Genomic DNA, 24,076 nt, shown 5'->3' with positions numbered 1-24,076 from the left:
GATGGGCACTCTTATGAGCATGACCGGCTTCGCGCGCGAGAGCGGCGTGCTGGCCGATGGCACCGGCTTCGTCTGGGAACTCCGCAGCGTGAACGGGCGGGGGCTCGACCTCCGCTTCAGGCTGCCGAACGGGCAGGACGCGCTGGAGGCGGGGCTGCGCGAGGCGCTCACCAGGCGACTGAAGCGCGGCAATGTTTCGGCGACCCTCAGCCTGAAGCGCGAGGAGCGGCCCCGGCTGGCCGTCGACCCGGCGGCGCTCGACCAGGCCCTGCGGCTGGCGCTCGACCTTGCCGCGCGCATCCCGGGCAGCGCGCCGCCGCGGGCGGAGGCGCTGCTGGGGCTCCCCGGCATCATGCGGACGGAGGTTCCGGAGCCGGACGAGGCGCTGGAGGAGGCGAAGCGCGGCGAGCTCGCCGCCGCCTGGGGCCGGGCGCTGGACGGGCTGGTCGCCGCCCGGCGCGAGGAGGGGGCCAAGCTGCGTGACATCCTCGCCGGGCTGCTCGACGAGGTCGCGGCGCTGCGCGAGCGGGCTATCGCCGAGGCGGCGGACCAGCCGGAGGCGCAAAGGCGGCGGATGCTGGACCAGCTCGCGGCGCTGCTCGGCGAGGCCGGCACGGCGCGGGTGCCGGAGGAGCGGCTGGCGCAGGAAGTGGCGCTGCTCGCCCAGAAATCCGACGTGCGGGAGGAGCTGGACCGGCTCGGCGCCCATATCGAGGCAGCCCGCGCCCTGCTGCAGGCCGGCGAGGGTGCGGGCCGCAAGCTCGACTTCCTCACCCAGGAATTCGTGCGGGAGGCGAACACGCTCTGCTCGAAATCCGCCTCCATCCCCCTCACCCGCACCGGGCTCGAGCTGAAGGCCGCGATCGAGCGGCTGAAGGAGCAGGCGGCGAATGTGGAATGATGCGTAAGGGCTGCTGCCTCGTCCTCGCCGCGGCGCCGGGGGGCGGCAAGACCAGCATCTCCCGCGCGCTGCTGGAGCTGGAGCCGGAGCTGCGCCTCTCGGTCAGCGCGACGACCCGCGCGCCGCGGCCGGGCGAGCAGGAGGGCGTGCACTACTTCTTCCGCAGCCCCGAGCAATTCGCGGCCGGCGTCGCGGCGGGCGAGTTCCTGGAGCATGCCAGCTTCCTCGGCCGCTCCTACGGCACCCCGCGCGCCGCGGTGGAGACGGCGCTGGCGGCGGGGCAGGACGTGCTCTTCGACATCGAGTGGCAGGGGCACCGGCTGCTGAAGGCGGCGATGCCGGACGACGTCGTCGGCATCTTCCTCCTGCCGCCGAGCCTCGCCGAGCTGGAGCGCCGGCTGCGCGGCCGCGGCCAGGACGCTGAGGAGGAGATCGCCCGGCGCATGGCCGCCTCGCGCGAGGAGATGCGGCACTGGGATGAATTCGACCATGTGCTGGTGAATGACGACTTCGCCGCCACCGTCGCCGCGGCGCGCGCCATCCTGCATGCGGCGCGGACGCGGCGGAGCCGCCTGCCCTGGCTGCCGGGCTTCGTCGCCGGGCTGCTGGGGGAGTAGCTTGGGCGCGGTCCTCGAGGTCGTCGGGCCGGTCTTCGTCATCATCGGCCTCGGCTGGGCGATGGCCCGCCGGGGCTTCATCGACGCGCCGGGCTTTGCCGCGCTGAACCGCTTCGTCTTCACCTTCTGCGCGCCCGCGCTGCTCTTCCTCGGCGGCACCAGCGGTGCGAGTGGCGGCGGGCGGGCTGCGCTCGCCTTCTTCCTCGGCACGGCGGTGCTCTATGCGGGCGTGCTGGTGCTGGCGCGGCGGCGCATGCCGCTCGGCCAGGCGGGGATGCTGGCGCTCGACTCCACCTTCGGCAACACGGTGATGATGGGCATCCCGCTCATTCTCGCGGCCTATGGGCAGGGGGCGCTGGCGATGCTGCTGGCGATCCTCGCGCTGCACTCCATGCTGCTGCTCGGCACCGCGACCGTCGTCGCCGAGATCGGGCTGCATGCGCGGGCGCCCTGGCGGCGGGTGCTGCGGGCGACGCTGCTCGGCGTGGCGCGGAACCCGATCGTCATGGCGGTGGTGGCGGCGCTGGCCTGGCGCCTCCTCGGCCTGCCGCCGCCGCCCGGCGTGGTGCGGCAGACGCTGTCGCTGCTCGGCGGTGCGGCGCCGCCGGTCGCGCTGTTCTGCCTGGGCGGCAGCCTCGCGCGCTTCGATGTCGCCAGCGCCTGGCGGGAGACGGTGGTGGCGACGGTGCTGAAGCTGCTGGCGATGCCGGCCCTGGTCTGGCTGGCCGGCCTGGCGATCGGCCTTGGCCGGCTGGAGATGGCGGTCGCGGTGACCGCGGCGGCGCTGCCGACGGGCGCGAACGCCTTCCTCCTGGCCGAGCGCTACCGGATCGGCGCAGCGCGCTCGGGTGCGACGGTGCTGGCGAGCACGCTCCTCTCCGTCGCAACGCTTGCGGGGCTGCTGGCCTGGTTCGGGATTGGCTGATCAGCGCATGGGCGGAGCGAATTGCAGACCGCCCTTGGTCCAGAGCGCGTTCGGGCCGCGCTCCACGCCCATCGGGGTGATCGAGCGCTCCCACATCTCGCCGTAATTGCCGACCTGGCGGATCGCCTCATAGGCCCAGCGGTTGTCGAGGCCGAGCGCCTCGCCGAGATTGCCCTCGCGCCCGAGCAGCCGGCGGATGTCGGGGTTGGTGCTCCCCTCCAGCCTGGCGAGGTCGGTGCTGCGGACCTCCAGCTGCTCGGCCGTCAGCAGGGCGAAGTGGACCCAGCGCACCACGTCGAACCAGCGGTCGTCGCCCTTGCGCACCATGGAGCCGGAGGGGCCGGTGCTGATCATCTGCGGCAGGATGCGGTAGTTCTTCGCCCGCTCCGGCCCGAGCCGCCAGCGGAAGCCGGCAAGCTGCGAGGCATCGGTGGTGAAGGCATCGCAGCGGCCGGCGAGGAAGGCCTCCTGCACCTCGGTCACGCCGCCGATCATCACCGGGGTGAAGCGCATGGAGCGGGTGCGGAAGAAGTCGGCGAGGTCGAGCTCCGTGCTCGTCCCCGGGCGGACGCAAACGCTGGCGCCGTCGAGCTGGCCGGGCTCCGTCACGCCGCTGTCGGCGCGGACGATGAAGGTGGTGCCGTCCCAGAAATTCGTCGCGGCGAAGAGCAGGCCGAGATTGCCCTCGCGCGTCAGCGACCAGCCGGTATTGCGGATCAGCACGTCGATCTCGCCCGACTGCAGGGCGGTGAAGCGGGTCTGCGCTGAGAGGTTGACGAAGCGGACGCGCTTGGCGTCGCCGAGCACGGCGGCGGCGATGGCGCGGCAGTAGTCAGCATCGAGTCCCTGGACCTCGCCGCGGCTGTCGGCCAGCGAGAATCCGGCGATCTCGCCGGAGACGCCGCAGAGAAGCTGGCCGCGGGCGCGGATCGCATCGAGCGTCGCCGAGCCGCTTGGGCGGGGCTGGGCCGCGGCGGGTTCGGCGGCGAGGCCGAGCGCGAGCAGGGCGAGGAGGCAGAGGCGGCGCATGCGGGGCTCTCCGGTTCAGGCGGCGTGGCGGGTGGCGCGGGCGAAGCGTTCCAGCCGGAAGGGCGAGGGATCCACGACGGGCGGCGCGCCGATGGCAAGCTCCGCAGCCAGCCGCCCGGCGCCGGGGCCGAGGCCGAAGCCATGGCCGGAGAAGCCGCTCGCCAGGACCAAGCCCGGCAGCGCCGCGACCGGGCCGATGACCGGCACCGCATCCGGCGTCGCATCGATCAGCCCGCCCCAGCTACCGGCGACGCGCATCGCCTTGAAGGCCGGGAAGTCGCGGGCGAGGTTGGCCTGCGCCTCGGCGAGGATGCCGGGAACGGGCGCCGGGTCGAGCACGCGGACGCGCTCGAAGGGCGTCACCTCGTCCATCGACCAGCGGCGCGGCATGCGCCATTCCTCGAGGAAGCGGCCGCCGACGCGGAGCCGCAGCTCATGCCACTGCTTGCGGAGCGAGGGCAGGAAGTCGCCCATCAGGCGGAAGCTGTCGGGTACGATCTCGGCGACGCTGGCGCCGCGCTGGGCCACGGTGTAGCCGCCGTCCCGCCGCTTGCGGAAGGCCCAGTCGGAGGCGCCGACCGCCATCTCCGGCAAGCCCTCCAGCGTCTCGGTGCGGAGGACGGAGCCGAGGATCTTCAGCTGCGGGAAGTCAACGCCATGGTTGCCGAGGAAGAGGCGCGACCAGGCGCCGGCGGCGAGGATCACGCCGTCGCAGGCGATCCGCCCGCGCTCGGTGACGACGCCGGCGACGCGGCCGCCCGCCAGGTCAAGGCCGCGCACGGCGCACTCGGTGAGGATCGCGGCGCCGGCGCGGCGGGCGGCGCGGGCCATGGCCGGCACGGCGAGCGAGGGCTCGGCCCTGCCGTCGCTCGGCGTGTGGAGCCCGCCGGCCCAGCGGCGGGTGGTCTCGGGGAACATCGCCGCCACCTGGTCCGGCGTCAGCAGGCGGGCATCGATCTGCCATTGCCGCGCATGCTCGAGCCAGGCCTCGTGCACGGCGGTGTGCCGCGGCGTCTCGTGCAGGTAGACCACGCCGGCGCGGTGGTAGCCGGTGGATGCTTCGAGCCGCGCATCCATCCCCTCCCACTGACGGAGGGCTTCGAGGGAGAGGGGGATCTCGGCCGGGTGGCGGCCCATCTTGCGGCACCAGCCCCAGTTGCGGCTGGACTGCTCGCCGGCGATGCGGCCCTTCTCCACCAGGGCGACGGAGACGCCGCGCTCGGCGAGCGTCAGCGCGGCCATGACGCCGATGACGCCGCCGCCGATCACCACCACCGCGGCCCGCGCCGGGAGCGCCTCGTCACCCTGGAATGGATCGACCACTGCGGCCATGCGTCACCTCGAGGACAATGCGGCAGGGTGACGAAGCGGCGCCGCCGGGCCAAGACCCGTTCTCGCGCCGCAACGTCCGTCAGCCCCGGGCGAGCAGCACCCGGGCGAGGCGGTCGAATTCGGCGATGCTCAGCGTCTCCGCCCGGCGGTCGCCGGCGATGCCGGATTCGGCCAGCAGCCCCTCCGCATCGCCGAGTGCTTTGAGCGCGCCGCGCAGCATCTTGCGGCGCTGGCCGAAGGCGGCGGCGGTCAGCCGCTCCATGGTGCGGAACAGGGCATCGCCCGGGTCCTCCGCATGCGGGGTCAGACCGACCACCGCGGACCAGACCTTCGGCGGTGGGCTGAAGGCGCCGGGCGGCAGGCGCAGCAGCAGCTCGCAGCGGCAGCGCCACTGGGCGAGGACGCCGAGCCGGCCATAGGCCCCCGTCCCCGGCGCGGCGCAGATGCGCTCGGCGACCTCCTGCTGGAACATCAGCGCCATGCCGGTGACGGCGGCGGCGGCGCGCAGCCAGCCGACCAGCAAGGGCGTCGCCACGTTGTAGGGCAGGTTGGCGAGGATGGCGCGCGGGGCAGGCACCAGCGCCGCGACATCGATGGTGAGCGCATCCGCCTCGATCACGCGGAGGCGGCCGGGATAGGCGGCCTCCAGCTCGGCAAGCGCGGCGATGGCGCGGCGGTCGAGCTCCACCGCCGTCACCGTCTCGGCCGGGCCGGCCAGCAGGGCGCGCGTCAGGCCGCCGGGGCCGGGGCCGACCTCCAGCACATGCCGCCCCGCCAAATCCCCGGCGAGGCCGGCGATGCGGCCGCACAGCGCCTCGTCCAGCAGGAAATGCTGGCCGAGCGACTTCCGCGCATCGAGCCCGTGGCGGGCGATCGTCTCCCGGAGCGAGGGAAGCGCGTTCAGCTCCGCATCTCAATCACCGCACGGCGGCGCAGGTCGCGCTGAAGCTGGCGGGAGAGCAGCTCGATGCGGTCGCGGAGGAGCTGCTGCTTGGCCTGGTCGGGGGTCAGCTCGGCGAGGTTCCGCTGCTCGCGGGAGCAGACCATCATCACCAGCACGCCCTCCGGCGTCAGGATGGGCTGCGAGGGCTTGCCCGGCGTGAGGCCGGCCAGCATGGCGCGCAGCGGCGGCGGGTTCACCGTCTCGAGGCGGATCTGGCCGGGATCGGCCGCGCGGTCGCCGCCGCCGGCGCCCTTGGCCGCGGCCTCGACGGCGTCGCAGCTCCGGGCACTGGCGGCGAGGCGCTGGGCCTTCTCCACCTGGTCGCGCTGCTGCTGCGTCGGGTTGTTCGGGTCGAGCGTGCCGGCGAAGGGGAAATAGGCCTGGCGGACGCTGATCAGCGTGGCGAGGTCGCGGCCGCTCTCGCGCTTCTGGCGCATGGCGACGATCTGGAAGCCGCCGGGCACCTTGATGGCGTTGCTGACGGCGCCGGGCGGCATGCGCTCGGCGACGGCGGCGACGGCGGGATCCAGCTCCTCCTTCCGGGTCCAGCCGAGGTCGCCGCCCTGCAACGCGGTCTGCGACTGGCTGAACTGGGTCGCGGCAACGGGGAAGGGAATGCCGGCGCGGAGCTGGCGGATCACCTCGTCGGTGAAGCGGTTGACCTCCGCCTCGTTCCGCGGGTCGTCGAGCGGGATGAAGATCTCGGAGAGCAGGTATTCCGGCTGGCCGGTGCGGGCGGCGGCGGCGCGGATCGTCTCCTGCACCTCGGCATCGGAGGGGACGGCGGTGGGGCCGAGCTGCTGGCGCAGCAGCCGGGCCCAGCCGATCTGGGTGCGGATCTGGTCGTAGAGCACGCGCGGCTGCACGCCGACCTGGCGGAGCTGCTGGCTGAGCGCACCGGCCGGCAGGTTGTTGCGCTGCTCCAGCTCCTTCACCGCATCGGCGACGTCGGTGTCGGTGACGGGGATGCGGCGGCGCTGCACCTCCTGCAGGCGGAGGCGCTCGTCGACCAGCAGGCGGGTCACCTGCGGGGTGAGGCGGTCCAGCGTCTCCGGCGCCACGGCGATGCCGGCATTGAGCGCGAAGAGCCGAGCGCGGCCGACGATGTCGGCGCGGCTCACCACCTCGCCATTGACCACAGCCACGATGCGGTTGGCCTGCGCCGCGGCCTGGGATTGCGGCGGCAGCTGCGCGCCCGCCGGCAGGGGCAGGGCTGCAGCCAGCAGCAGGGCGAGGGCGATGGGTCGGGCGGGGCGCGGCATGGGGGCGTTCCTTACCCGGCCCGCCGTGGCAATGCCAGGGTCAAGAGAACCAGGCCTCGAAGGCGGCGAAGGTCTCGGCGGCGCCGGACAGCATGCCGGCGAGGCCGCCGGGCTCGGCGCCGCAGGCCTCGATGGCGGCGCAGCAGGCGGCCCACATCGCCCCGTGCCGGGCGCCATGGCCGAGGAGGAAGCTCCTCCCCTGCCCCGCCGGCAGCAGCCGGTCGAGGCCGCGGGCGAGCTGGCGGCCGCCGAGGGTGGAGCCTTCGGTCACATAGACGGCGCCGAGCGCCCGGGCGGCGGTGGCGAAGCCGGGGACGGGGGCGAGGGGCGCAATGGGCGGGACGCCGAGATCGGCGAGGTCTGCCCGCAGCAGCGGCGCGCGGCGGCGCGCGGCAAGGTCGATGCCGTAGGGGGCGAGGGTGGGGGCGGCGGCGAGGCCGGCCTCGATGGCCGTGTGGAAGCCGAGCAGGCGGCGCAGCAGCCTGGCATAGCCGGCGCGGTCCAGCCGGCCCTCGGCAAGGGCCTGGAAGGCAGGGATCTGGTGCAGCCGCTCATGCGCCTCGGCGGTGGCCGCGCGGAGGGCCAGGCGGGAGGTGGGATGGTGGAGCACGGAAGACGGGGGGTACCTCGGCGGGGCCGCCAGCCTATCAGCCCGGCCGGGCTCAGCCAACCTGGCCCATGGTCCGCCGCAGCAAGGCGGCGAGGCGGGGCTCCGCCGCGCGCTGGGCGGCGCGCTCGATGGCACGGTAGTCGGCGACCAGGCTGCGGCCGGCATCGGTCAGCCTCGCGCCGCCGCCGCGATGGCCGCCGGGGCTTGCCGCCACCGCCGCCTGGCCGAGCAGCCTGTTCAGCGCATCGACCAGGTCCCAAGCGCGCTTGTAGCTCATCCCCAGGGCGCGGCCGGCGGCGGAGATGGAGCCCTCGCGGTCGATCGCCTCGAGGAGGTCGATCTTGCCGGGGCCGATGCGGCCCTGCGGCAGGTCGATGCGCAGGCTGAGCTGGCCGGTGTCCCTGGCCGTGTCGGAGGAGGCCTCGGCGGTCATGGCGGCGAGTGTAGCGCCATCCGCCGGCACGCTCCGCCAAAAACCGCCGTCACCGGGCGAGGGAGAAGCCGTGGCGCTGCCAGACCGGCGCCGCGTCGGGCCCGGCGAGGAAGGCGAGCAGGGCGCGCGCCTCCGCCTTGCCCTCGGCGCGGCGGGTCAGCGCGAAGGGGTAGGTGATGGGCGGGTGGCTCCCGGCCGGGAAGGTGCCGACGATGCGGACGCCGCGGCTGGCGGCGGCGTCGGTGCCGTAGACGATGCCGTAGGGCGCCTCGCCGCGCTCGACCAGCAGCAGCGCGGAGCGGACATTGTCGGCCCGCGCCAGGCGGGGCGCGATCGCCTCCCACTGCCCCATCCAGGTGAGCGCCGCCTGGGCATAGCGGCCGACCGGCACATGCGCCGGGTCGCCGGTGGCGATGCGGCCGCCGGGCCCGAGCAGGGCGGCGAGGTCGGTCTCGCGGGTCAGCGCGACCGGGCGGGCGGCGTCGGCGGGGGCGACGAGGACGAGGGAGTTGCCGAGCGGGCTGCTGCGGGTCGCCTGCGCCAGCAGGTTGCGCTCCTGCAGGTAGTCGGCCCAGGGCTCGTCGGCGCTCATGAACAGGTCGGCCGGGGCGCCCTGCTCGATCTGCCGGGCCAGCGCCGAGGAGGCGGCGAAGGACAGGCGCGGCGCCGGATGGCCGCGCTGCTGCCATTCCGTGGCGAGGGCGCGGAGCGCATCGGTCAGGCTGGCGGCGGCGAAGACGGTGACGGGCTGCTGCGCGCGGGCAGGGAAGCCGGCGAGGGCGAGGCTGCCGAGCAGGGCAAGGAGCAGGCGGCGCATGGGCATCTCCCGAGCGTCATATCCAATCGGACATAGCGCCTGGCCCGACCGCCGTCCAGCCTCGGCCCGGCGCGGCTCCGGGAGGGCGCGGCGGCGCCTGCCACGGTCCCGCCGGCAATCCTTCGGGCGGTGGAGGCCGCCCGGCGCGGACCACCGGTGCGCCGCCAAGCGACGCCGGCCCGCCGGCACCGGGAGCCCCCGGAGCGACGAAGATTGCTGGAAACCCTCGGCGGAGTGCTGCTTTGCCCCCGCATGGCAGGCAGCAGTGAACGTGACCAGGACGAGTCGCTCGCTCAGCAAGCTGCGCTGGCGAATTTCGGCGGGCTCGCCCTCAAGTCGAACGACCTCGACGAGATCCTGGGCGAAGCCTGCCGCCTTGTCGGCGAGGCGCTCCGGACTGACCTGGCCAAGGTGGTGGAGCTCGGTGCCGACGGCGAGACCCTCCTCGTCCGGGCCGGCGTCGGCTGGCGGCCGGGGATCGTGGGCCAGATCAGGACGAACATTGCCGATCCCTTCCCGGAGGGGCTTGTCCTGCGATCCCACGAGCCGATCGTCTCGTCGGACCTGACGCAGGAGAGCCGCTTCACGATCCCGGAATTCGTCGTCGAGCACGGGGTCAAGGCCACGGTCTGCGTGCTCATCCCCGGCATCGACAGCCTGCCGGCCTATGGCGTCCTCCAGGTCGACAGCCGCGAGCTGCGGGACTTCGGCGAGGAGCACATGGCGTTCCTCAGCACCTATGCGAACATGCTGGCCTCGGCCGTCGGCCGGTTCCGTGCGGCCGGCGAGCTGCAGCGGCGGGCGGACGAGAACGAGAGGCTGCTGCATGAGGTGCAGCAGCGCGCCGACGACAACGAGCGGCTGCTCCGCGAGCTTCAGCACCGCGTCAAGAACAACCTCCAGGTCATGGTCGGCCTGGTCGAGGTGCAGTCCCGACAGGCGAATGCGGGCTCGGCCAGGCCGGCCTTGCGCGCCATCGGCCGGCGCATCGAGGCGCTGCGCCTGCTGCACGACAAGCTGCACCTGGGCGGCGATGTCGACCGCATCGACCTCAGCGACTATCTCAGCCAGCTGGCGGCCAGCCTGCTGCGCTTCCACGAGGGCGAGGCCAAGCGGATCAAGCTCATCCTCGATGTCGAGCGGGGGCTGATCGCCTCCCCGGACCAGGCGGCGCCCATCGGCCTGATCGTGAACGAGTTCATCACGAACAGCCTCAAATACGCCTTCGACGGACGAGCCGGCACGATCGGCCTCCGCCTCGGGACGGTCGGGGGCAGCGACATCGCGCTCGACCTGTCGGATGACGGCAAGGGGCTGCCGCCCGATGCGTCGGCGCAGGGCGGCACGGGCATGCGCCTCATCACGAGCCTGGCCCGGCAGCTTCGCACCCAGGCCGACTGGGCTCCGAGCCATGGGCACGGAGCCCGCCTGCGGATCCCGCTGCACCTGCGGGGGATCTGAGGCTCGGCGCCGCGGTGGCGTCCCCGGCGGGATTCGAACCCACGGCCCCCAGATTAGGAATCTGGTGCTCTATCCTGCTGAGCTACGGAGACCCGGGCGCAGCCTTACCACATCAGCCGCGCCGCCGGAACCGCTCCACCGCGCTCACCAGCGCCGTGCGCACGCCGGGCTCCAGGGCGGAATGGCCGGCATCGGGCACCACGGTCAGCCGGGCGCGGGGCCAGGCGGCGGCGAGGTCGAAGGCGGTCTCGGCCGGGCAGACCATGTCGTAGCGGCCCTGCACGATCTCGGCCGGGATATGGGCGATGCGGTCCATATGGCCGAGCAGCCCGGCCCGCGGCAGGAAGAGGTCATGGGCGAAGTAATGCGCCTCGATCCGGGCGAGGCCGAGGGCGGTGCGATCCTGGGCGAAGCTCGCCACCGTCTCCGGGCTCGGCAGCAGGGTGGAGCAACTGCCCTCGTACTGGCTCCAGGCGCGGGCGGCGGGCAGGTGGACCATCGGGTCCGGGTCGCGGAGGCGGCGCAGATAGGCGCCGAGCAGGTCGCCGCGCTCCTCCGGCGGCAGGTGCTCGGCGAAGGCGGCCCAGGCATCGGGGAAGATGCGGCGGAGGCCGGTCAGGAACCACTCCACCTCCGAGCGCCGGCCGAGGAAGACGCCGCGCAGCACGCAGCCGGTCACCCGTTCCGGATGCGCCTGGGCATAGGCGAGGGCCAGCGTGCTGCCCCAGGAGCCGCCGAAGAGCAGCCAGCGCTCGATGCCGAGGAAGCGTCGCAGCGTCTCGATGTCCTCGACCAGGTGCGGCGTGGAGTTCTCGCGCAGCTCGCCCAGGGGCCGCGAGCGGCCGGCGCCGCGCTGGTCGAAGATCACCACGCGCCAGTGGCCGGGATCGAAGAAGCGGCGGTGCACCGCGCCGGCTCCGGCGCCGGGCCCGCCATGCAGGAAGAGCGCGGGCTGGCCGCGCGGATTGCCGACCTGCTCCCAGTACATGACATGGCCGCCGGTGAGCGGCAGCAGGCCGGTTTCGAAAGGTGCGATATCGGGAAAAAGGTCGCCGCGGGGCATGGCCCAATATCCGCAGGTGGACGCCGCTCGGCAACTGCCAGCGCGGGGTCCGGGCGTGGGGTTTCCGCCGCATGGCACCGGAAAGTGACAGATTTCCCCCACGGGCATCACTCACGGCGAGCGGCGCCCCTTCGCCTTTCGCCGGAGCGTGCCTAACTTGGCCCCAATGGCCATGTCATCGCCCGCGAATTCGCGCCCGACGCCGCCCGACGCCCTGCCGCGCTGCGCCGTCTGCGGCACGGGCAGCCGCCAGCCGCCCTTCCGCCCCGGCCCGCCGGAACAGGCGCCGGACCTCGACCTCCGCCCCGGCGAGCCGGTGCGCTCCACCATGGCGCGCTGGCTGCAGCAATGCCCGAGCTGCGGCTATTCGGCGCCGAACATCACCCGCGCCCATCCGGCCGCGGCGCAGGCCGTGGCGGCCGCGCCCTTCCGCGCGCTGATGGCGGAAGCGGCCTATCCGCCGCTGGCCCGGCGCTTCCTTGCCTGGGCGCATGTGCTGGAGGAGACGGGGGCGCTGCATGCCGCGGCCGAGGCGACGCTGCAGGCGGCCTGGGTGGCGGACGACCTGGGCCAACGGGACCTGGCGCGGCACTGGCGGCTGGAGGCCGTCGCGCTCTGGCGCGGCGGACCGCCGCTCGACCAGGAGCAGACGGTGCGGATCATCGACGCGCTGCGCCGGGCCGAGGCCTGGGAGGATGCGCGGATGACGGCCCAGACCCTCTCCCAGGCCGAGGCGCCGGAGGCGGTGGCGCAGGTGGTCGGGCTCGAGATGCGGCTGATCGCGGCGCAGGATGCCGGGCGGCACACGGTGGCGAGCGCCCTTCCCCCGCCCGCACGCCGGCCGCATGTGACGCATCAGCGGAGCCAGCCCAAGGCTGGCGCGGGCTTCCTCGGCAGGCTGCGGCGCTGGTTCGGCAAGGGCTAGAGCCAATGCCGGCCAGGGCGCATCGCCTGATCGGCGCGGCTGGCCCGCCGGGACAACAGGTTGGAGCGGCGTCCACAAGCCGATGCGACCGGAAACCGTCCTGGAGCACACCCCCATCGGACGGAAGCACCTGATGGGGTGTGTTTGCTCGCCCGAGCAGCGGGCTGGAGCGGCCTCCGTGCGCCAAGTCGAACGCAACCGCTTTTGAGCATACTCCGGTCAGGCGGACTCACCTGATCGAAGGTATTCGCTCGCCCGAGCAACAGGCTGGAGCGGGTTCCGTAAGCCTGGTCGAACGGAACCCGCTCTAGCGGAGGACCCTGCGGATCATGGCCCGGGCGCGCTCGGTGCGCGGCGGGTCGAACAGGCGGGAGAGGCTCCAGGCGCCATGCGCGACGCGGGCGCGGAGGTTGCTGAACTCGCGGAACCCCGCCTCGCCGTTGCGCCGCCCGAAGCCGGAGGCGCCGATGCCGCCGAAGGCGAGGCCCGGGAAGGCGGCGTACTCGACGCAGCGCCCCTCGACGATGGCGCCGCTCCGCGTGCGGGCGGCGACGGCTTCCCGCTCCGCCGTGCTGGCGCCGAAGAGGTAGATGGCCAGCGCCGGCGGCCGCACGGCAATCCAGTCGAGGGCTGCGGCAAGGTTGGGCAGCGGCTGCAGGGCAAGGACCGGGCCGAAGAGCTCCACCTCATGCAGCGGATGGCCGGGCGGGGCTTCGGCGAGGGCGATGGCGCGGTGGCGGCCGGGGCCGTCCTCGGCGAGCGGCGTCAGGCTGGCGCCGGCGCAGAGGCCGGCAAGGCGGTCGGCCTGGCGGTCATTCACCACCACCGTCTCCGGCAGGCCGATGCCGGTCGCGCGGCAGGCGGCGATGAAATCCTCCTGGCGATGGCCGACCAGCAGGACGGTATCGGGGGCGATGCAGGTCTGCCCGGCATTCACCGCCTTGCCGGCGAGGATCGCCTGGGCGGCGCGGGCCAGGTCGGCGCCGGGCAGGATCAGGGCTGGGCATTTGCCGCCCAGCTCCAGCGTCAGCGGGGTGAGGTTGGCGGCGGCGGCCTGCATGACGCGGCGGCCGGTCTCGGTGCCGCCGGTGAAGACCAGGTGGTCCCAGGGCTGGGCGGCGAAATCGGCGGCGATGCCGGGGCCGCCCTGCACCGTGCGGGCCATGTCCTCGCCGAGCGTCTCCCCCAGCAGCGCCGCGACGAGGGCGGCGGTGCGCGGCGTCGCCTCGGCCGGCTTCACCACGATGCGGTTGCCGGCGGCGAGGGCATCCACGGCCGGAAGCAGGGCGAGCTGGAGCGGGTAGTTCCAGGGCGCCATGATGCCGATGACGCCCTTCGGCACCGGCTCCTCCGCGGCGCGGGCCGGCAGGAAGGGAAAGGGCACGGCGGCGCGGCGCGGCCTTGCCCAGCGATGCAGGTGGCGGCGGGCGTGGCGGGCGGCATCCACCACCAGCTTCACCTCGGCGAGCAGGGATTCCTCCGTGCTGCGGCCGCCGTAATCGGCATCGATGGCGGCGGCGACTTCCTCCGCCCGGCGCAGCAGCGCGGCGGCGAGGGCATCGAGCAGCGTGCGGCGGCGCGCCAGGTCGGGGGCGCCGTCGCGGGCCGCGGCGGCGCGGAGGGCGGCGAGGGCGTCAGCCGCGGATGGCATCGGCGGCGGCCTGGCCGCTGCGCGTCGCGGCCTCGATGGTGGCGGGGAAGATGGGGTCGGTCCAGTCGCCGGCCAGCGCCAGGTTGGGCAGCGGCAGGCGCGGCGGGCGCGGTGGCGGGCCCGGCATGTGGCGCGGGGTGGCGCGGCGCTCCTTCACCACGCGGCAGGGCGGCGCCTGCTCGGGCCAATCGCCGGCGAGGCCGAAGGCGAGGGCCGCCTCGCGCAGCTCGGCCCAGGCGCGGGCGGCGAGGCTGTCCTGGTCCTCGCGCGCCGCCTCGTCGCCGGCGCTGACGGTGACGCTGACGCCGGCGGGGCGGACCAGCACCCACTGGCAGAGCGCATCGAGCAGGCCGAGGAAGCGCACCGGCCCGGGGCCGGGATGCGCATAGTGCAGGTTGACGATCGGGGCATAGGCCTCGGGCGCCGTGAGATGGGGCAGGAGGCGAAGGCTCTCCCAGGGCGGCGTCGCCAGCACGGCGGCATCGCCGGGGCCGAGGCGCACCGCATCCTCGCCGAAATCGAGCGCCGCGAGGCGGCCGTCCCCCTGCACCAGCCGCCGCAGGCGGGCGCCGAAGCGGATTCCAGCGCCGGCGGCCTCCAGCGTGGCCAGCGCCGGGGCGACGAGGTCGGGGCCGAGGCCGGAGCGGGCGACGAAGAGCCGCGTCGCCCCGGGCCCGCCCATCCGCCGCAGCACGGCGCCGAGGCGGCGGGAGGAAGCCTCCACCGAGGGCGTGTTCAGCGCCGCGATCACCAGCGGGTCGACGAAGCCGCGATGGAATTCGGGGTGGGCGGCCATCGCCTCGGCGACGGGGCGGTCGCCCCAGGGGGCGGACAGCCTGGCCAGTGCCATCACCGCCCGGCCGGAGAAGCCGGGTGGGCGGAGCGCCGGGTCGCGCCACTGGAATGGCGAGAGGGCGACGCGGAAGGCGCGGCCGTCGCGGCGATCGAGCACGGGCAGGCCGGCCGGCTCGGGCTCCACCCAGCCTTCCAGCGCGCCGATTCGCTTCAGCAGGCCGAGGGCTGCGGTATTGGCGCCGAGCAGGGCATGGGTGCCGTTGTCAGTGCCGTCCGGCAAGGCGCGGGCGCGACCGCCGGCGCCGGGCGAGGCCTCGTACAGCATAATCTGGCGGCCGCGATCCACGAGGCGCAGGGCGGCGGCGAGGCCGGCGACGCCGGCGCCGATCACATGGATGGTCATCACTCTACCCTACCGAAACGCGGCCGCGGCTGGCTGTGCCGAAGCCCTGGGGACCCCGGCGGCAAGCCGGGGTTCCTGCGAGGCTGCGCAGCGCTTCTGTGACAAGTAGTCAGCGACCCAGCGCCATCCAGGCCATGCGGAGCTTTTCGCCCTTGGTCAGGCGCGGGCGCGGGCGCGCGCCCTCCCAGCCGCGGGCGACGAGGCGGTCGAGCAGGCGGCGGTAGCCCCAGGCCATGACGGCGGCGGGACGGAGGGCGGTGGGGTCGAACCGGTGGATCTCCTCCTCCGCCCGGGCGAAGCCGGCCTGTGCCTGGGCGCCGAGCCGGGCGCAGATGGCGGGAAAGCCGGGGTGGCGGATGATGGCCTCCGCGGGGCCGTCGGGGATGCCCTCGGCGGCGAGCAGGTCGAGGGGGATGTAGACCCGGTCGCGTGCCGCATCCTCGTCCACGTCACGGAGGATGTTGGTCAGCTGGAAGGTGTGGCCGAGATCGAGGCCGAAGCCCTCCGCCTCCGGCGCGCCGAAGATGCGGACCGACATGGCGCCGACGCTGCCGGCGACGCGGCGGCAATAAAGGTCGAGATCGGCCTCGGTCTGGAGGCGCAGGCGGGAGGCAGAGTCGGTCTCCATGCCGGCGATCATCGCCTCGCATTCCTCGAGAGGCACGCCATAGGCCGCGCGGGCCCAAGCGAGTTCGCGGGAGAGGACGCAGTCCGGCCGCTCCAGCTTGCGGCGCCAGTCGGCGAGGAAACGGCGCTTCTCGGCCTCGGGCATGGCGCCGTCGGCGATGTCGTCGACGGCGCGGCAGAAAGCGTAGACCGCCCAGAGGGCGCGGCGCCGCTCGCCCTTCAGCGCTGCCATGCCGCGGGCGAAGGAGGAGCCGGCGCGGGAGACGCGGCGGGCGACGATCGCCGCATCGCGCGGGCCGAGCAGCGGCGCGGCGGCGAAGGCACGGGCGAAATCGGCCTTGCCGAGCGCCACGCGGCCGAGCACCGGGTCGGCGGCCCGGAGGCGCGCGAGCAGGCGCCGAGCGAGCGCGATGGTGACGGTGCTCTGCCAGGCGAGGCGGCGGGACCGCAGCATCCGCGGGAAGCCGGAGGCGCGGTCGAGCTGCTCCTCCACCCGGTCGAGGGCGGCGTCCAGCACCTCGCGGCGGCGGGCGGCATTGGCCGGATCGAAGAAGCCTGACTCGCCGCCGGCCAACGCCATCCAGGCCTCGGGCATGTAGATGCGGTCGAGCTGGTCCCGGTCCGGCACCAGGTCCTGCAGGTGGTTCAGCACCTGGAGGGCGGTGCAGAGCCCATCAGCGGCAGCATTGGCGTCGGCATTGTCCCCATCGCCATGGAGGCGGAGCAGCATCCGCCCGACCGGGTCGGCAGAGCGGCGGCAGTAGTCCTCGAGCGCCGCCCAGTCGGCATAGCGGGTGCAGGTCGCATCCTGGCGGAAGGCGGAGAGCATCAGCCGCGCCTCCGCCGTGCCGACGCCGAGGCGGTTCAGCGGGATGGAAGGGTCCTCGAGGCTCCGCTCCATGGCATCGAGCCGGGCGAGCTTCTCCGCCGGCGGCAGTTCCGCGCTGTCGGCGATGTCGTCGGCGGTGCGGACGAAGCGGTAGAAGGCCATCACCTGCGCCCGCGCCGCCCTGGCGAGCAGCAGCGAGGCGGTCGGGAAATTCTCGGTGTCAAAGTCGCGGTTCGGGGTGACGGCGATGCCGGCGGCGCTGCTGCTCATGCCGCCTTTGTGGCCGGATATGCGCGGCCTTTCCAGCCCGCCGGTCGCCCGAGCAGCCAGCGGATGAGCGCGACCCACTGAATCGCCAGCGCGACCAACACGGTGAGCGGGTGGAGCGGCACGGTCCACCACGGCTCCCGCGCCCGCCAGGTGATGGCGGCGCGGAGGGCGAACATCAGCAGGATGGCGGCAATGGCGGGCGGCGCTGGCAGCAGCGCCCAGGGCCAGAGATGGGCGCCCGAGAGCAGCACCGTCCAGACCGGCAGGCCGAGCGGCGTCGCCATCCCCTCCCGCGCATTCTTCATGAAGCCCGCCCAGGAATCGGCGAAGCCGCCATACATCCGGCAGGTGGCGAGCGGGGCGCCGTCCACCACCTCCGTCCGGTGGCCCTCGGCGCGGAAGCGGCGGGCCAGCGCCAGCCCGTCATGCAGGACGTGGCGGACGGCGCCGTGGCCGCCCACCGCCTCATAGGCCGCGCGGTCGCAGAGGATGAGCTGGCCGCAGGCGGCGGCGAGGTCGGCCCGGCGGGTGAAGGCGCGGCCGACCGCGGGCAGGTAGCCGAGCAGCAGCAGGTTGATGGCGGGGACGGTCAGCGCCTCGCCGAGCGAGCAGATCAACTGGCGCGGCACGCCGCTCAGCATGGCGATCCGCTGCGACCGGCCATGCGCCAGCATGGCGGCGGCGGCCTCCGGCGCTAGCCGGACATCGGCATCGATGAAGAGGAGGTGGGTGCCGCGCGCGGCCTCGGCGAGGCGGGCGCAGGCATGGACCTTGCCGGTCCAGTCGGGCGGCAGGGGCGGCGCCTGCACCAGGCGGATGCGCGTGTCCTCCCCGGCAAGGCGGGCGACGATCGCGCCGGTGCCGTCGCGGCTGGCATCGTCCATGACGACGACCTCGACGGCGACGCCCTGGCTGGCGAGCGCGGCACGGAGGCAGGCCTCGATATTTGCCGCCTCGTCGCGGGCGGGGATGAGGATGGAGACGAGGCCTTCCTGCCCGCCCGCCGGGGCGCGGAGGCGCGGCAGGAGCCAAAGGTTCACCAGGCCGAACAGCGCCGGCAGGGCGGCGAGGCCGAGGGCGGCCCAGGCGAGCAGCATCGCGCCTACCCCCCGGCCCGTGGGTCGTGGCGCGGGTCGAAGGCCTCGCCGCGCAGCGCCGCCCTGGCCTGCCGCCAGCCCTGGTAGATGCCGCCCATCCCTGCCCTCCCTTCCAGCACCACCCGGAACCGGCCGGGATCGCGGACGATGGCATCCTCGGCGAGGCGGTCCATCACCGCTTCCAACGCGGTGCGGAGGCGCTGGCTGCGGGCCTCGCGGTCGAGCGCCACCAGCTCCGCCGCCGGGATGGGCGGGCCGAACCCCGCCAGCATCTCCGGCGCGGCCTCGGTCCAGAAGGGGTATTCGAGGGCGAGGGGGAGGAAGCGCGCCTCGGGCGCCAGCTCGGCCAGTCGGATGAGGCCCGGGGCGATGGGAACCGGCCGCTCCCGCACGTCGCAGAAGCGCCCGGGAGCGTTCATCCAGAGCATGTGGCCGGGCTCGGCGAGGACCGACTGCGCGGTGCGGAGGAAGGCGACGGCGCCGCGCGCCGATTGCTGCTCGATGCCGAAGACGCCTATCCGCCGCATGAAGCTGTAGCGGGCGAGCGCCGCCGCCTCCATCGGGATGAACATGCGCCGCCCCGGCAGCAGCTCGGTCGAGAGGATCATGAAGGCGACGCCGTCCCACCAGGAGGGATGGTTGGCATAGACGACGAGCGGACCTTCCCCCTCCCCCGGCCGCGGCGCCCCCCAATGGGCGAGGCGGATGGCGCGCAGCCGTGCCGCCGCATGGCGGCCGAAGATGAAGCGGAAGAAGGCGAAGCGGGCCGGCGAGAAGAGCTCCGCCGGCCCGGCCTGGCTCATTCGGCGGCTAGCGGCATGCGGAGGGCGTCGGGCAGCCCGGCCTCCCGCGCCGCCGCGCTCATGCCGCGCCCGCCGAGATCGTGGTCGAGGCTGTCGGCGGCGATCCAGCCGCTCATCATCACCATCGGCATGCCCGGCCCCGGATGGGCGGCGCCGCCGGCGAGGTAGAGGCCCTTGATGCGCTTCGACCGGTTGCCCGGCTTGAAGGCGCCGAGCCAGGCGCCGTGGCTGGCCAGCCCGTAGATGGCGCCGTTCAGCACCTTGTAGCGCTCATGGATGTCGACCGGCGTTAGCGCGCTCTCGGTGACGATGCGCTCCTCGATGTCCTCCATCCCCGCCGTGCGCTTCAGCTTGTCGAGGATGGTCTGCCGGTAGGGCCCGAACTGCTTCGACCAGTCGTGGCCGGGGCGGAGCCAGGGCGTGTGGACCAGCACGTAGAGCGCCTCGCCGCCCTCGGGCGCGACGGTCGGGTCGGTGCCAGAGGGGGCGGCGAGATAGGCGGTCGGGTCCGGCGCCGGGACGCCGCGCTTGTAGATCGCGTCGAACTCCTCCTCCGCATCGCGGGAGAAGACGAAGCAGTGATGCGCGAGATGCTCGTAGCGCTTCCTGAGGCCGAGATAGAGCACGACGCCGGAGCAGGCCGGCTCATGACCCTTCTTCGCCACCTTCTGCCCGACGGGGCCGCCGACCAGCTCCTTGTAGGTGCGGATGGCGTCCATGTTGGAGATGACGGCATCGCAGGCGATCCGCTCGCCGCCCGCGGTGCGGACGGCCTTCACTGCGTTGTTCTCGATGTCGAAGCCCGTCACCTCGACGCCCGGGCGGAGGTCTGCGCCGAGCGAGGCGGCGAGGTTCGCCAAGCCCTCGGCCACCGCACGGGTGCCGCCTCGGGGATACCAGATGCCCTCGCTCGCCTGCATGTCGCCGATCGAGCAGAGCACGGCCGGGGCGAGATAGGGGCTGGAGCCGACATACTGGCAGAAATGGTCGAGCATCTGGGCGAGGCGGGCATCCGGCACATGGCCGCGGATGATCTTCGCCACGTTCTTGCCCATGCGCAGCGCCAGCACGTCGCGCATGGTGTTCGGGTCGAAATTGGACTTCAGGTCGATGGTGTCGGTGAGGCCCTCGACCGATTTCCAGAAGAAGAACTTCTCCGAGATCTCGTGCAGCCGCCGCGCCTCGGCCTGGAAGCGCTGGTAGCCCGCACCCTGGCCGGTGCCGGGGGCGAAGGCGTCCATGGCGGCCGCCATCTTCGCCACATCCTCGATCAGGTCGATCCGCGTGCCGTCCTCGAAGAAGCAGCGCCATTGCGGGTCGAGCCGGATCAGCGGCAGGTCCTGCGACTGGTCGCGCCCGGCCTCGGCGAAGATGCGGCGCAGCACGCGGGGGACGGTGAGGATCGTCGGCCCCATGTCGAAGCGGTAGCCCTGGTTGCTGCCGGGGCGCTCCGGGTCGGGCAGGTTCAGCACCGCGGCCTTGCCGCCGAGCCAGGGATTCTTGTCGAGCAACGTGACCTTGTGGCCGCGCGCCGCGGCCACCGCCGCCGCCGCGAGCCCGCCGAGGCCACCGCCCACCACCACAACATGCGAGACCATGGCCGGTCTTCCCTTCTTCTTATCGATCAACGGGCGGTCTGGTAGCTGGGCGCGATCTCGGCGAAGCCGGTGCCCTGCGGCACGGCTCCCATGCCGAGGTCGCGGGCCAGCAGCCCGGAGCTGATCCGCGCACCCTCATAGATTACCGGCAATCCGCTGCCGGGATGCGTGCCGCCGCCGACCAAATAGACGCCCTCCACCCCCTCGAAGCGGTTGCGCGGCCGGAAGCAGAGCATCTGGCCGAGATCATGCGACAGGTTGAAGGTGGCGCCGAAGCCGACCGCATACTCGTCACGCCACTCGCGCGGCGTCACCATCCGCTCGTAGCGGATGCGGGATTCGAGGTCGTGCAGGCCGAGCAGCTTCAGCCGGTCGAGGGCAAGGCGGCGGTAGCGCGGCGCCTCCGCCTCCCAATCGAAGCCGTGCTCCTCGGCATCGCGCATGTTGGGGACCGGGACGAGCAGGTAGAGCGAGGTGTGGCCGGCCGGCGCCATGGTGTCGTCGGTCTTGCCGGGATGATGCAGGTAGAGGCTCGGCACGTCCGGGATCTCGCCCGCTTCGATCTGGCCGATGTTCCGGCGGTAGTCCTCGGCGAGCAGGATGGTGTGATGGGCGAGCTCCGGAAAGCTGCCCTCCACGCCGAGATAGAGCATGAAGGTCGAGCAGGAGTAGCGCGCCTTGGCGATGCGCTTGTCGGGCCAGCGGCGGCGCAGCGCGTCCGGGATCAGCCGCGGCATGGCATGGGCAAAGTCGGCATTCACCACCACCGCATCCGCCGCCTGGCGGATGCCGCCCACCTCGACGCCGGTCGCCTTCCGGCCATCGAAGCTGATGCGCTCAATCTCGGAGCCGAGGCGGATGTCGACGCCCAGCCGCTCCGCGACGCGGGCCATCGCCGAGGAGACGGCGCCGCAGCCGCCCACCGGATGGAAGACGCCGTGCTCGTACTCGAGGAAGGAAAGGATGGTGAAGAGGCTGGGGCAGCGGAACGGGCTCATCCCGAGATACTTGGTCTGGAAGGAGAAGGCGAGGCGCACCCGCGGGTCCTTGAAGTACCGCGCGAGGTCCTGGTCCACCGTCTGGTGCGGCCGCATCAGCGGCAGGCTCTTCAGCAGGCCGGGCGAGAGGAAGCGCGCCGGCGAGGAGAAGGCATTCTCCAGCACCGGGCGGAAAGCCTCGAGCTTGCGGCGGTTGGCCTCGAAGAAGGGACGGAGGCCGGCGGCATCGCCCGGGTTCAGCCGCGCGATCTCGGCCTCCATCCGGGCGATGTCGGATGTGGCCTCGATCGTCTCGCTGCCCTCGAAGACGAGGCGATATTGCGGGTCGAGGCGCATCATCGCGACCTCCTCCTCGAGGCTCGCGCCGCAGCTCGAGAAGATCTCGGAGAGGATGCGGGGGTAGAGGAAGAAGGTGGGGCCGAGGTCGAAGCGGTAGCCTTCCTCCGTCGTCAGCGTGCGGGTGCGGCCGCCGACCACCTCGTCCTTCTCATGCAGGGTGACGCGGGCGCCCTGGGCCGCGAGGAGCATGGCTGCCGCGAGCCCGCCCGGGCCAGCCCCGATGATGGCGATGCGAGGGCGTGAGGCCTGAAGGGCGGGAGCGGCAAGCGGAGCATTCATGCGCGGCAGTCATCCAGGCAAGACAATGGGTTCGGCCTTGGGCCAGATGCGGTGCAGCTGGCCTTCCGCAAGGGTCTGATCGCGCAATAAAGCGCCCGCCGCGTCACGCGGCGGGCAGCAGGGCGAGCAGGGCGTCCGCCGCCTCGATCTCCGCCAGCCGGGCGGCGGCGCGGGGCAGCAGCCGCGCCAGGTAGAAGGCGCAGATCGGGGCGTAGCGCGCATCCGCCGCCGCGGCGCGGGAGAGCATCCAGCCGCCCATGGTCCAGCCGGCGGCGTCGAGATAGGCCGCCGCCGAGGCCTGGGCGGCGGCCGGGTCGCGCTGGCCGCGCTCGAGCATCCAGGCGGTGGCCCGCTCCAGCGCCTCCGCCGCGCCGGCAAGCCGCGGGTCGGCCGCGCGCATCTCAGCGATCACCGCCGCCATCTCCGCCCCGCCGTCGCGGAAAAGCTTGCGGGTGACGAGGTCGATGGCCTGGATGCCGTTGGTGCCCTCGTAGATCGGGGCGATGCGGGCATCGCGCAGCACCTGGGCGGCGCCGGTATCCTCGACGAAGCCCATCCCGCCGTGCACCTGGATGCCGAGCGAGGCGACATCGACGCCGCGATCGGTGCACCAGGCCTTGACGATGGGCGTCAGCAGGGCGACGCGCGCCTCGCTGGCGCCGGCGAGGCGGGCGCGGTCGAGCGCGGCCCCGGCCTCGAGCGCGAGCAGCCGTCCCGCGAGGGTGATGGCGCGCATCTCGGCCAGCATCCGAGCGACATCCGGGTGGCGGCTGATCGGCCCGCCGCCCTGCAAGCGGTCGGCGGCATAGGCCTCGGCGAGGGCCAGCGCCCGGGCGCCCTGGGCCACGCCCTCGACGCCGACGCCGAGGCGCGCGGCATTCATCATCGCGAACATGGCATTGAGGCCGCGATTGGGCTCGCCGACCAGCTGCGCCTCGGCGCCCTCGAACAACATTACGCAGGTCGGCGCGGCATGGATGCCGAGCTTCCGCTCGATGCCACCGCAGCGCAGCGCATTAGCCCGCCCGTCCGGCAGCACCTTGGGCGCGGCGAAGAGGCTGATGCCCTTGGTGCCGGGCGGCGCATCAGGCAGCCGGGCGAGGACGAGGTGGAGGGTGTTCGGCGTCAGGTCATGGTCGCCGAAGGTGATGTAGATCTTCTGCCCGGTGACCCTGTAGCCGCCCATCCCGTCCGGCTCGGCCTTGGTACGGATCTGGGAGAGGTCGCTGCCGGCCTGGGGCTCGGTTAGGCACATGGTCCCGGTCCATTCGCCGGAGACCAGCTTCGGCAGCCAGGCCTCCTGCTGGGCAGGGCTGGCGAAGCGGGCCAGCGCCTCGATGGCGCCGGCGGTCAGCAGCGGGCAGAGGCTGAAGGCCATGTCGCCGCTGGTGACGAGCTCGGAGACGGCCATCCAGAGCGCCTGGGGCAGCTCCTGCCCGCCGACCGGGACGCCGTTCACCTCGGCGGGGGCGGCAAGGCCCTGCCAGCCGCCCTCGATCCAACCCTGATAAGCCTCACGGTAGGAGGGGGGGAGGCGGACCACGCCATTCTCGTAGACCGCGCCATGCCGGTCGGCCGCCTGGGCATGCGGCCAGAGCAGCTCGCGGGCATAGCGCTCCGCCTCGCGGATGATGGCGGTGATGTCGTCCGGGCCGATGGGCAGGCCGGTAGCGGCGGTGATGCCGGGCAGGTCGACAACCCGGGTGAGGCCGAGAATGAGGTCCTCGGCGGGGGTCGTGGCATGGGTCATCGGTTGGATCGGCTCTCCCGGTGATGCGGTTTTGCCGACCCTAGCACAGCACGACGCGGCCCGTATTGGGCCGCGTCGGCCGCGTACCGATCAGTCCCGGCTGCGGCTGCGGGAGGTGCCGCCGCTGCTGCGCCCGCCCTTCGCCGCCGCCGCGGTGCGGCCGGCGGCGCCGCGCGCGGTCGTCCGCGCCGTGCCGCGCTTGGCGGCGGTGCCGTTGGCCGCCCGCTTGGGCGCGCCGCCATTGGCCGGCTTCGCCGTGCTGCGCTTGGCGGCGGAGGCGGCGGTGGCGCGCTTCGTCGTGCCGGTGCTGTTGCGGCCG

The 24,076-nt window shown here is 73.6% G+C and carries 22 protein-coding genes and 1 tRNA gene; 5 read left to right on the top strand and 18 right to left on the bottom strand.

Going from position 1 to position 24,076, the window contains the following annotated elements; translation table 11 throughout:
• Positions 1-19 precede the first annotated feature (19 nt).
• Genes AC5JJ1_RS15760 through AC5JJ1_RS15750 form a run of 3 tightly spaced genes read left to right on the top strand, consistent with a single transcriptional unit; the run spans position 20 to position 2,443 of the window.
• Entirely contained in the window at positions 20-901 is an 882-nt protein-coding gene (locus AC5JJ1_RS15760) for a YicC/YloC family endoribonuclease (RefSeq protein WP_495786048.1), read from the top strand.
• Positions 898-1,518: a guanylate kinase gene (gene gmk, locus AC5JJ1_RS15755; RefSeq protein WP_495786047.1), complete on the top strand. Its 621-nt coding sequence runs from the start codon at positions 898-900 to the stop codon at positions 1,516-1,518. The genes AC5JJ1_RS15760 and gmk overlap by 4 nt, the downstream gene beginning before the upstream one ends.
• A gap of 1 nt (position 1,519) precedes the next feature.
• Positions 1,520-2,443: an AEC family transporter gene (locus tag AC5JJ1_RS15750; protein ID WP_495786046.1), complete on the top strand. Its 924-nt coding sequence runs from the start codon at positions 1,520-1,522 to the stop codon at positions 2,441-2,443.
• On the opposite strand, the gene AC5JJ1_RS15745 is transcribed toward AC5JJ1_RS15750, so the two are convergent.
• The 7 genes from AC5JJ1_RS15745 to modA all read right to left on the bottom strand — a co-directional run bounded on the left by AC5JJ1_RS15745 (position 2,444) and on the right by modA (position 8,869).
• On the bottom strand, positions 2,444-3,472 hold the full coding sequence (locus AC5JJ1_RS15745; RefSeq protein WP_495786045.1) for an amino acid ABC transporter substrate-binding protein: 1,029 nt from the start codon (positions 3,470-3,472) through the stop codon (positions 2,444-2,446).
• A 15-nt stretch (positions 3,473-3,487) separates the two neighbouring features.
• On the bottom strand, positions 3,488-4,804 hold the full coding sequence (locus tag AC5JJ1_RS15740) for an NAD(P)/FAD-dependent oxidoreductase (protein WP_495786044.1): 1,317 nt from the start codon (positions 4,802-4,804) through the stop codon (positions 3,488-3,490).
• A 79-nt stretch (positions 4,805-4,883) separates the two neighbouring features.
• Positions 4,884-5,708: a 16S rRNA (adenine(1518)-N(6)/adenine(1519)-N(6))-dimethyltransferase RsmA gene (gene rsmA, locus AC5JJ1_RS15735; protein ID WP_495786063.1), complete on the bottom strand. Its 825-nt coding sequence runs from the start codon at positions 5,706-5,708 to the stop codon at positions 4,884-4,886.
• On the bottom strand, positions 5,705-7,009 hold the full coding sequence (locus AC5JJ1_RS15730) for a peptidylprolyl isomerase (RefSeq protein ID WP_495786043.1): 1,305 nt from the start codon (positions 7,007-7,009) through the stop codon (positions 5,705-5,707). The genes rsmA and AC5JJ1_RS15730 overlap by 4 nt, the downstream gene beginning before the upstream one ends.
• Positions 7,010-7,049: 40 nt before the next feature.
• Positions 7,050-7,619: a biliverdin-producing heme oxygenase gene (locus tag AC5JJ1_RS15725; protein ID WP_495786042.1), complete on the bottom strand. Its 570-nt coding sequence runs from the start codon at positions 7,617-7,619 to the stop codon at positions 7,050-7,052.
• A gap of 52 nt (positions 7,620-7,671) precedes the next feature.
• Entirely contained in the window at positions 7,672-8,052 is a 381-nt protein-coding gene (locus AC5JJ1_RS15720) for a winged helix-turn-helix domain-containing protein (protein WP_495786041.1), read from the bottom strand.
• A gap of 49 nt (positions 8,053-8,101) precedes the next feature.
• A complete protein-coding gene (gene modA / locus AC5JJ1_RS15715; RefSeq protein ID WP_495786040.1) occupies positions 8,102-8,869 on the bottom strand; it encodes a molybdate ABC transporter substrate-binding protein in 768 nt (255 codons plus the stop codon).
• A 252-nt stretch (positions 8,870-9,121) separates the two neighbouring features.
• On the opposite strand from modA, the gene AC5JJ1_RS15710 reads away from it, so the two are divergent.
• The gene (locus AC5JJ1_RS15710) at positions 9,122-10,330 is read left to right on the top strand and encodes a sensor histidine kinase (RefSeq protein ID WP_495786039.1); all 1,209 of its coding nucleotides are present in this window, start codon (positions 9,122-9,124) and stop codon (positions 10,328-10,330) included.
• A 15-nt stretch (positions 10,331-10,345) separates the two neighbouring features.
• On the opposite strand, the gene AC5JJ1_RS15705 is transcribed toward AC5JJ1_RS15710, so the two are convergent.
• Positions 10,346-10,422: transfer RNA gene (locus tag AC5JJ1_RS15705), tRNA-Arg, on the bottom strand.
• A 20-nt stretch (positions 10,423-10,442) separates the two neighbouring features.
• Complete coding sequence (pip, locus tag AC5JJ1_RS15700) at positions 10,443-11,393, bottom strand: prolyl aminopeptidase (protein WP_495786038.1); 951 nt, start codon at positions 11,391-11,393, stop codon at positions 10,443-10,445.
• 172 nt (positions 11,394-11,565) lie between these two features.
• On the opposite strand from pip, the gene AC5JJ1_RS15695 reads away from it, so the two are divergent.
• A complete protein-coding gene (locus tag AC5JJ1_RS15695; RefSeq protein WP_495786037.1) occupies positions 11,566-12,318 on the top strand; it encodes a hypothetical protein in 753 nt (250 codons plus the stop codon).
• 307 nt (positions 12,319-12,625) lie between these two features.
• Here the strand turns inward: AC5JJ1_RS15695 and AC5JJ1_RS15690 are convergent, their stop codons facing one another.
• From AC5JJ1_RS15690 to AC5JJ1_RS15650, 9 genes are all read right to left on the bottom strand, one after another.
• Positions 12,626-13,969, bottom strand: a complete 1,344-nt coding sequence (locus AC5JJ1_RS15690) for an aldehyde dehydrogenase family protein (protein ID WP_495786036.1) — start codon at positions 13,967-13,969, stop codon at positions 12,626-12,628.
• Positions 13,953-15,167 (bottom strand): hydroxysqualene dehydroxylase, encoded by a 1,215-nt coding sequence (locus tag AC5JJ1_RS15685; protein WP_495786035.1) that lies wholly within the window; start codon positions 15,165-15,167, stop codon positions 13,953-13,955. Before AC5JJ1_RS15685 ends, AC5JJ1_RS15690 begins: the two co-directional genes overlap by 17 nt.
• 109 nt (positions 15,168-15,276) lie before the next feature.
• Positions 15,277-16,893 (bottom strand): squalene/phytoene synthase family protein, encoded by a 1,617-nt coding sequence (locus AC5JJ1_RS15680; RefSeq protein WP_495786034.1) that lies wholly within the window; start codon positions 16,891-16,893, stop codon positions 15,277-15,279.
• Positions 16,890-17,990: a glycosyltransferase family 2 protein gene (locus AC5JJ1_RS15675; protein WP_495786033.1), complete on the bottom strand. Its 1,101-nt coding sequence runs from the start codon at positions 17,988-17,990 to the stop codon at positions 16,890-16,892. Before AC5JJ1_RS15675 ends, AC5JJ1_RS15680 begins: the two co-directional genes overlap by 4 nt.
• 5 nt (positions 17,991-17,995) lie before the next feature.
• A complete protein-coding gene (locus tag AC5JJ1_RS15670) occupies positions 17,996-18,793 on the bottom strand; it encodes a lysophospholipid acyltransferase family protein (protein WP_495786032.1) in 798 nt (265 codons plus the stop codon).
• Entirely contained in the window at positions 18,790-20,391 is a 1,602-nt protein-coding gene (locus AC5JJ1_RS15665; RefSeq protein WP_495786031.1) for a phytoene desaturase family protein, read from the bottom strand. Before AC5JJ1_RS15665 ends, AC5JJ1_RS15670 begins: the two co-directional genes overlap by 4 nt.
• A 26-nt stretch (positions 20,392-20,417) precedes the next feature.
• Positions 20,418-22,007, bottom strand: coding sequence for a phytoene desaturase family protein (crtI, locus tag AC5JJ1_RS15660; protein ID WP_495786030.1), 1,590 nt, complete (start codon positions 22,005-22,007; stop codon positions 20,418-20,420).
• Between the two features lie 103 nt (positions 22,008-22,110).
• Entirely contained in the window at positions 22,111-23,757 is a 1,647-nt protein-coding gene (locus AC5JJ1_RS15655) for an acyl-CoA dehydrogenase family protein (protein WP_495786029.1), read from the bottom strand.
• A 90-nt stretch (positions 23,758-23,847) separates the two neighbouring features.
• Positions 23,848-24,076: hypothetical protein (locus tag AC5JJ1_RS15650; RefSeq protein ID WP_495786028.1), on the bottom strand; the 229-nt coding region annotated here is incomplete at its 5' end.

The organism is Belnapia sp. (assembly GCF_059504005.1).
This window is presented reverse-complemented; position numbering and strand designations above follow the sequence as displayed.

Excerpts from the sequence above, each read along its gene's own strand:
- AC5JJ1_RS15760 (WP_495786048.1), top strand. The coding sequence starts at position 20 with ATGACCGGCTTCGCGCGCGAGAGCGGCGTGCTGGCCGATGGCACCGGC.
- gmk (WP_495786047.1), top strand. The coding sequence starts at position 898 with ATGATGCGTAAGGGCTGCTGCCTCGTCCTCGCCGCGGCGCCGGGGGGC.
- AC5JJ1_RS15745 (WP_495786045.1), bottom strand. The coding sequence starts at position 3,472 with ATGCGCCGCCTCTGCCTCCTCGCCCTGCTCGCGCTCGGCCTCGCCGCC.
- AC5JJ1_RS15740 (WP_495786044.1), bottom strand. The coding sequence starts at position 4,804 with ATGGCCGCAGTGGTCGATCCATTCCAGGGTGACGAGGCGCTCCCGGCG.
- AC5JJ1_RS15730 (WP_495786043.1), bottom strand. The coding sequence starts at position 7,009 with ATGCCGCGCCCCGCCCGACCCATCGCCCTCGCCCTGCTGCTGGCTGCA.
- AC5JJ1_RS15720 (WP_495786041.1), bottom strand. The coding sequence starts at position 8,052 with ATGACCGCCGAGGCCTCCTCCGACACGGCCAGGGACACCGGCCAGCTC.
- modA (WP_495786040.1), bottom strand. The coding sequence starts at position 8,869 with ATGCGCCGCCTGCTCCTTGCCCTGCTCGGCAGCCTCGCCCTCGCCGGC.
- AC5JJ1_RS15710 (WP_495786039.1), top strand. The coding sequence starts at position 9,122 with ATGGCAGGCAGCAGTGAACGTGACCAGGACGAGTCGCTCGCTCAGCAA.
- pip (WP_495786038.1), bottom strand. The coding sequence starts at position 11,393 with ATGCCCCGCGGCGACCTTTTTCCCGATATCGCACCTTTCGAAACCGGC.
- AC5JJ1_RS15695 (WP_495786037.1), top strand. The coding sequence starts at position 11,566 with ATGTCATCGCCCGCGAATTCGCGCCCGACGCCGCCCGACGCCCTGCCG.
- AC5JJ1_RS15690 (WP_495786036.1), bottom strand. The coding sequence starts at position 13,969 with ATGCCATCCGCGGCTGACGCCCTCGCCGCCCTCCGCGCCGCCGCGGCC.
- AC5JJ1_RS15685 (WP_495786035.1), bottom strand. The coding sequence starts at position 15,167 with ATGACCATCCATGTGATCGGCGCCGGCGTCGCCGGCCTCGCCGCCGCC.
- AC5JJ1_RS15680 (WP_495786034.1), bottom strand. The coding sequence starts at position 16,893 with ATGAGCAGCAGCGCCGCCGGCATCGCCGTCACCCCGAACCGCGACTTT.
- AC5JJ1_RS15675 (WP_495786033.1), bottom strand. The coding sequence starts at position 17,990 with ATGCTGCTCGCCTGGGCCGCCCTCGGCCTCGCCGCCCTGCCGGCGCTG.
- AC5JJ1_RS15670 (WP_495786032.1), bottom strand. The coding sequence starts at position 18,793 with ATGAGCCAGGCCGGGCCGGCGGAGCTCTTCTCGCCGGCCCGCTTCGCC.
- AC5JJ1_RS15665 (WP_495786031.1), bottom strand. The coding sequence starts at position 20,391 with ATGGTCTCGCATGTTGTGGTGGTGGGCGGTGGCCTCGGCGGGCTCGCG.
- crtI (WP_495786030.1), bottom strand. The coding sequence starts at position 22,007 with ATGAATGCTCCGCTTGCCGCTCCCGCCCTTCAGGCCTCACGCCCTCGC.
- AC5JJ1_RS15655 (WP_495786029.1), bottom strand. The coding sequence starts at position 23,757 with ATGACCCATGCCACGACCCCCGCCGAGGACCTCATTCTCGGCCTCACC.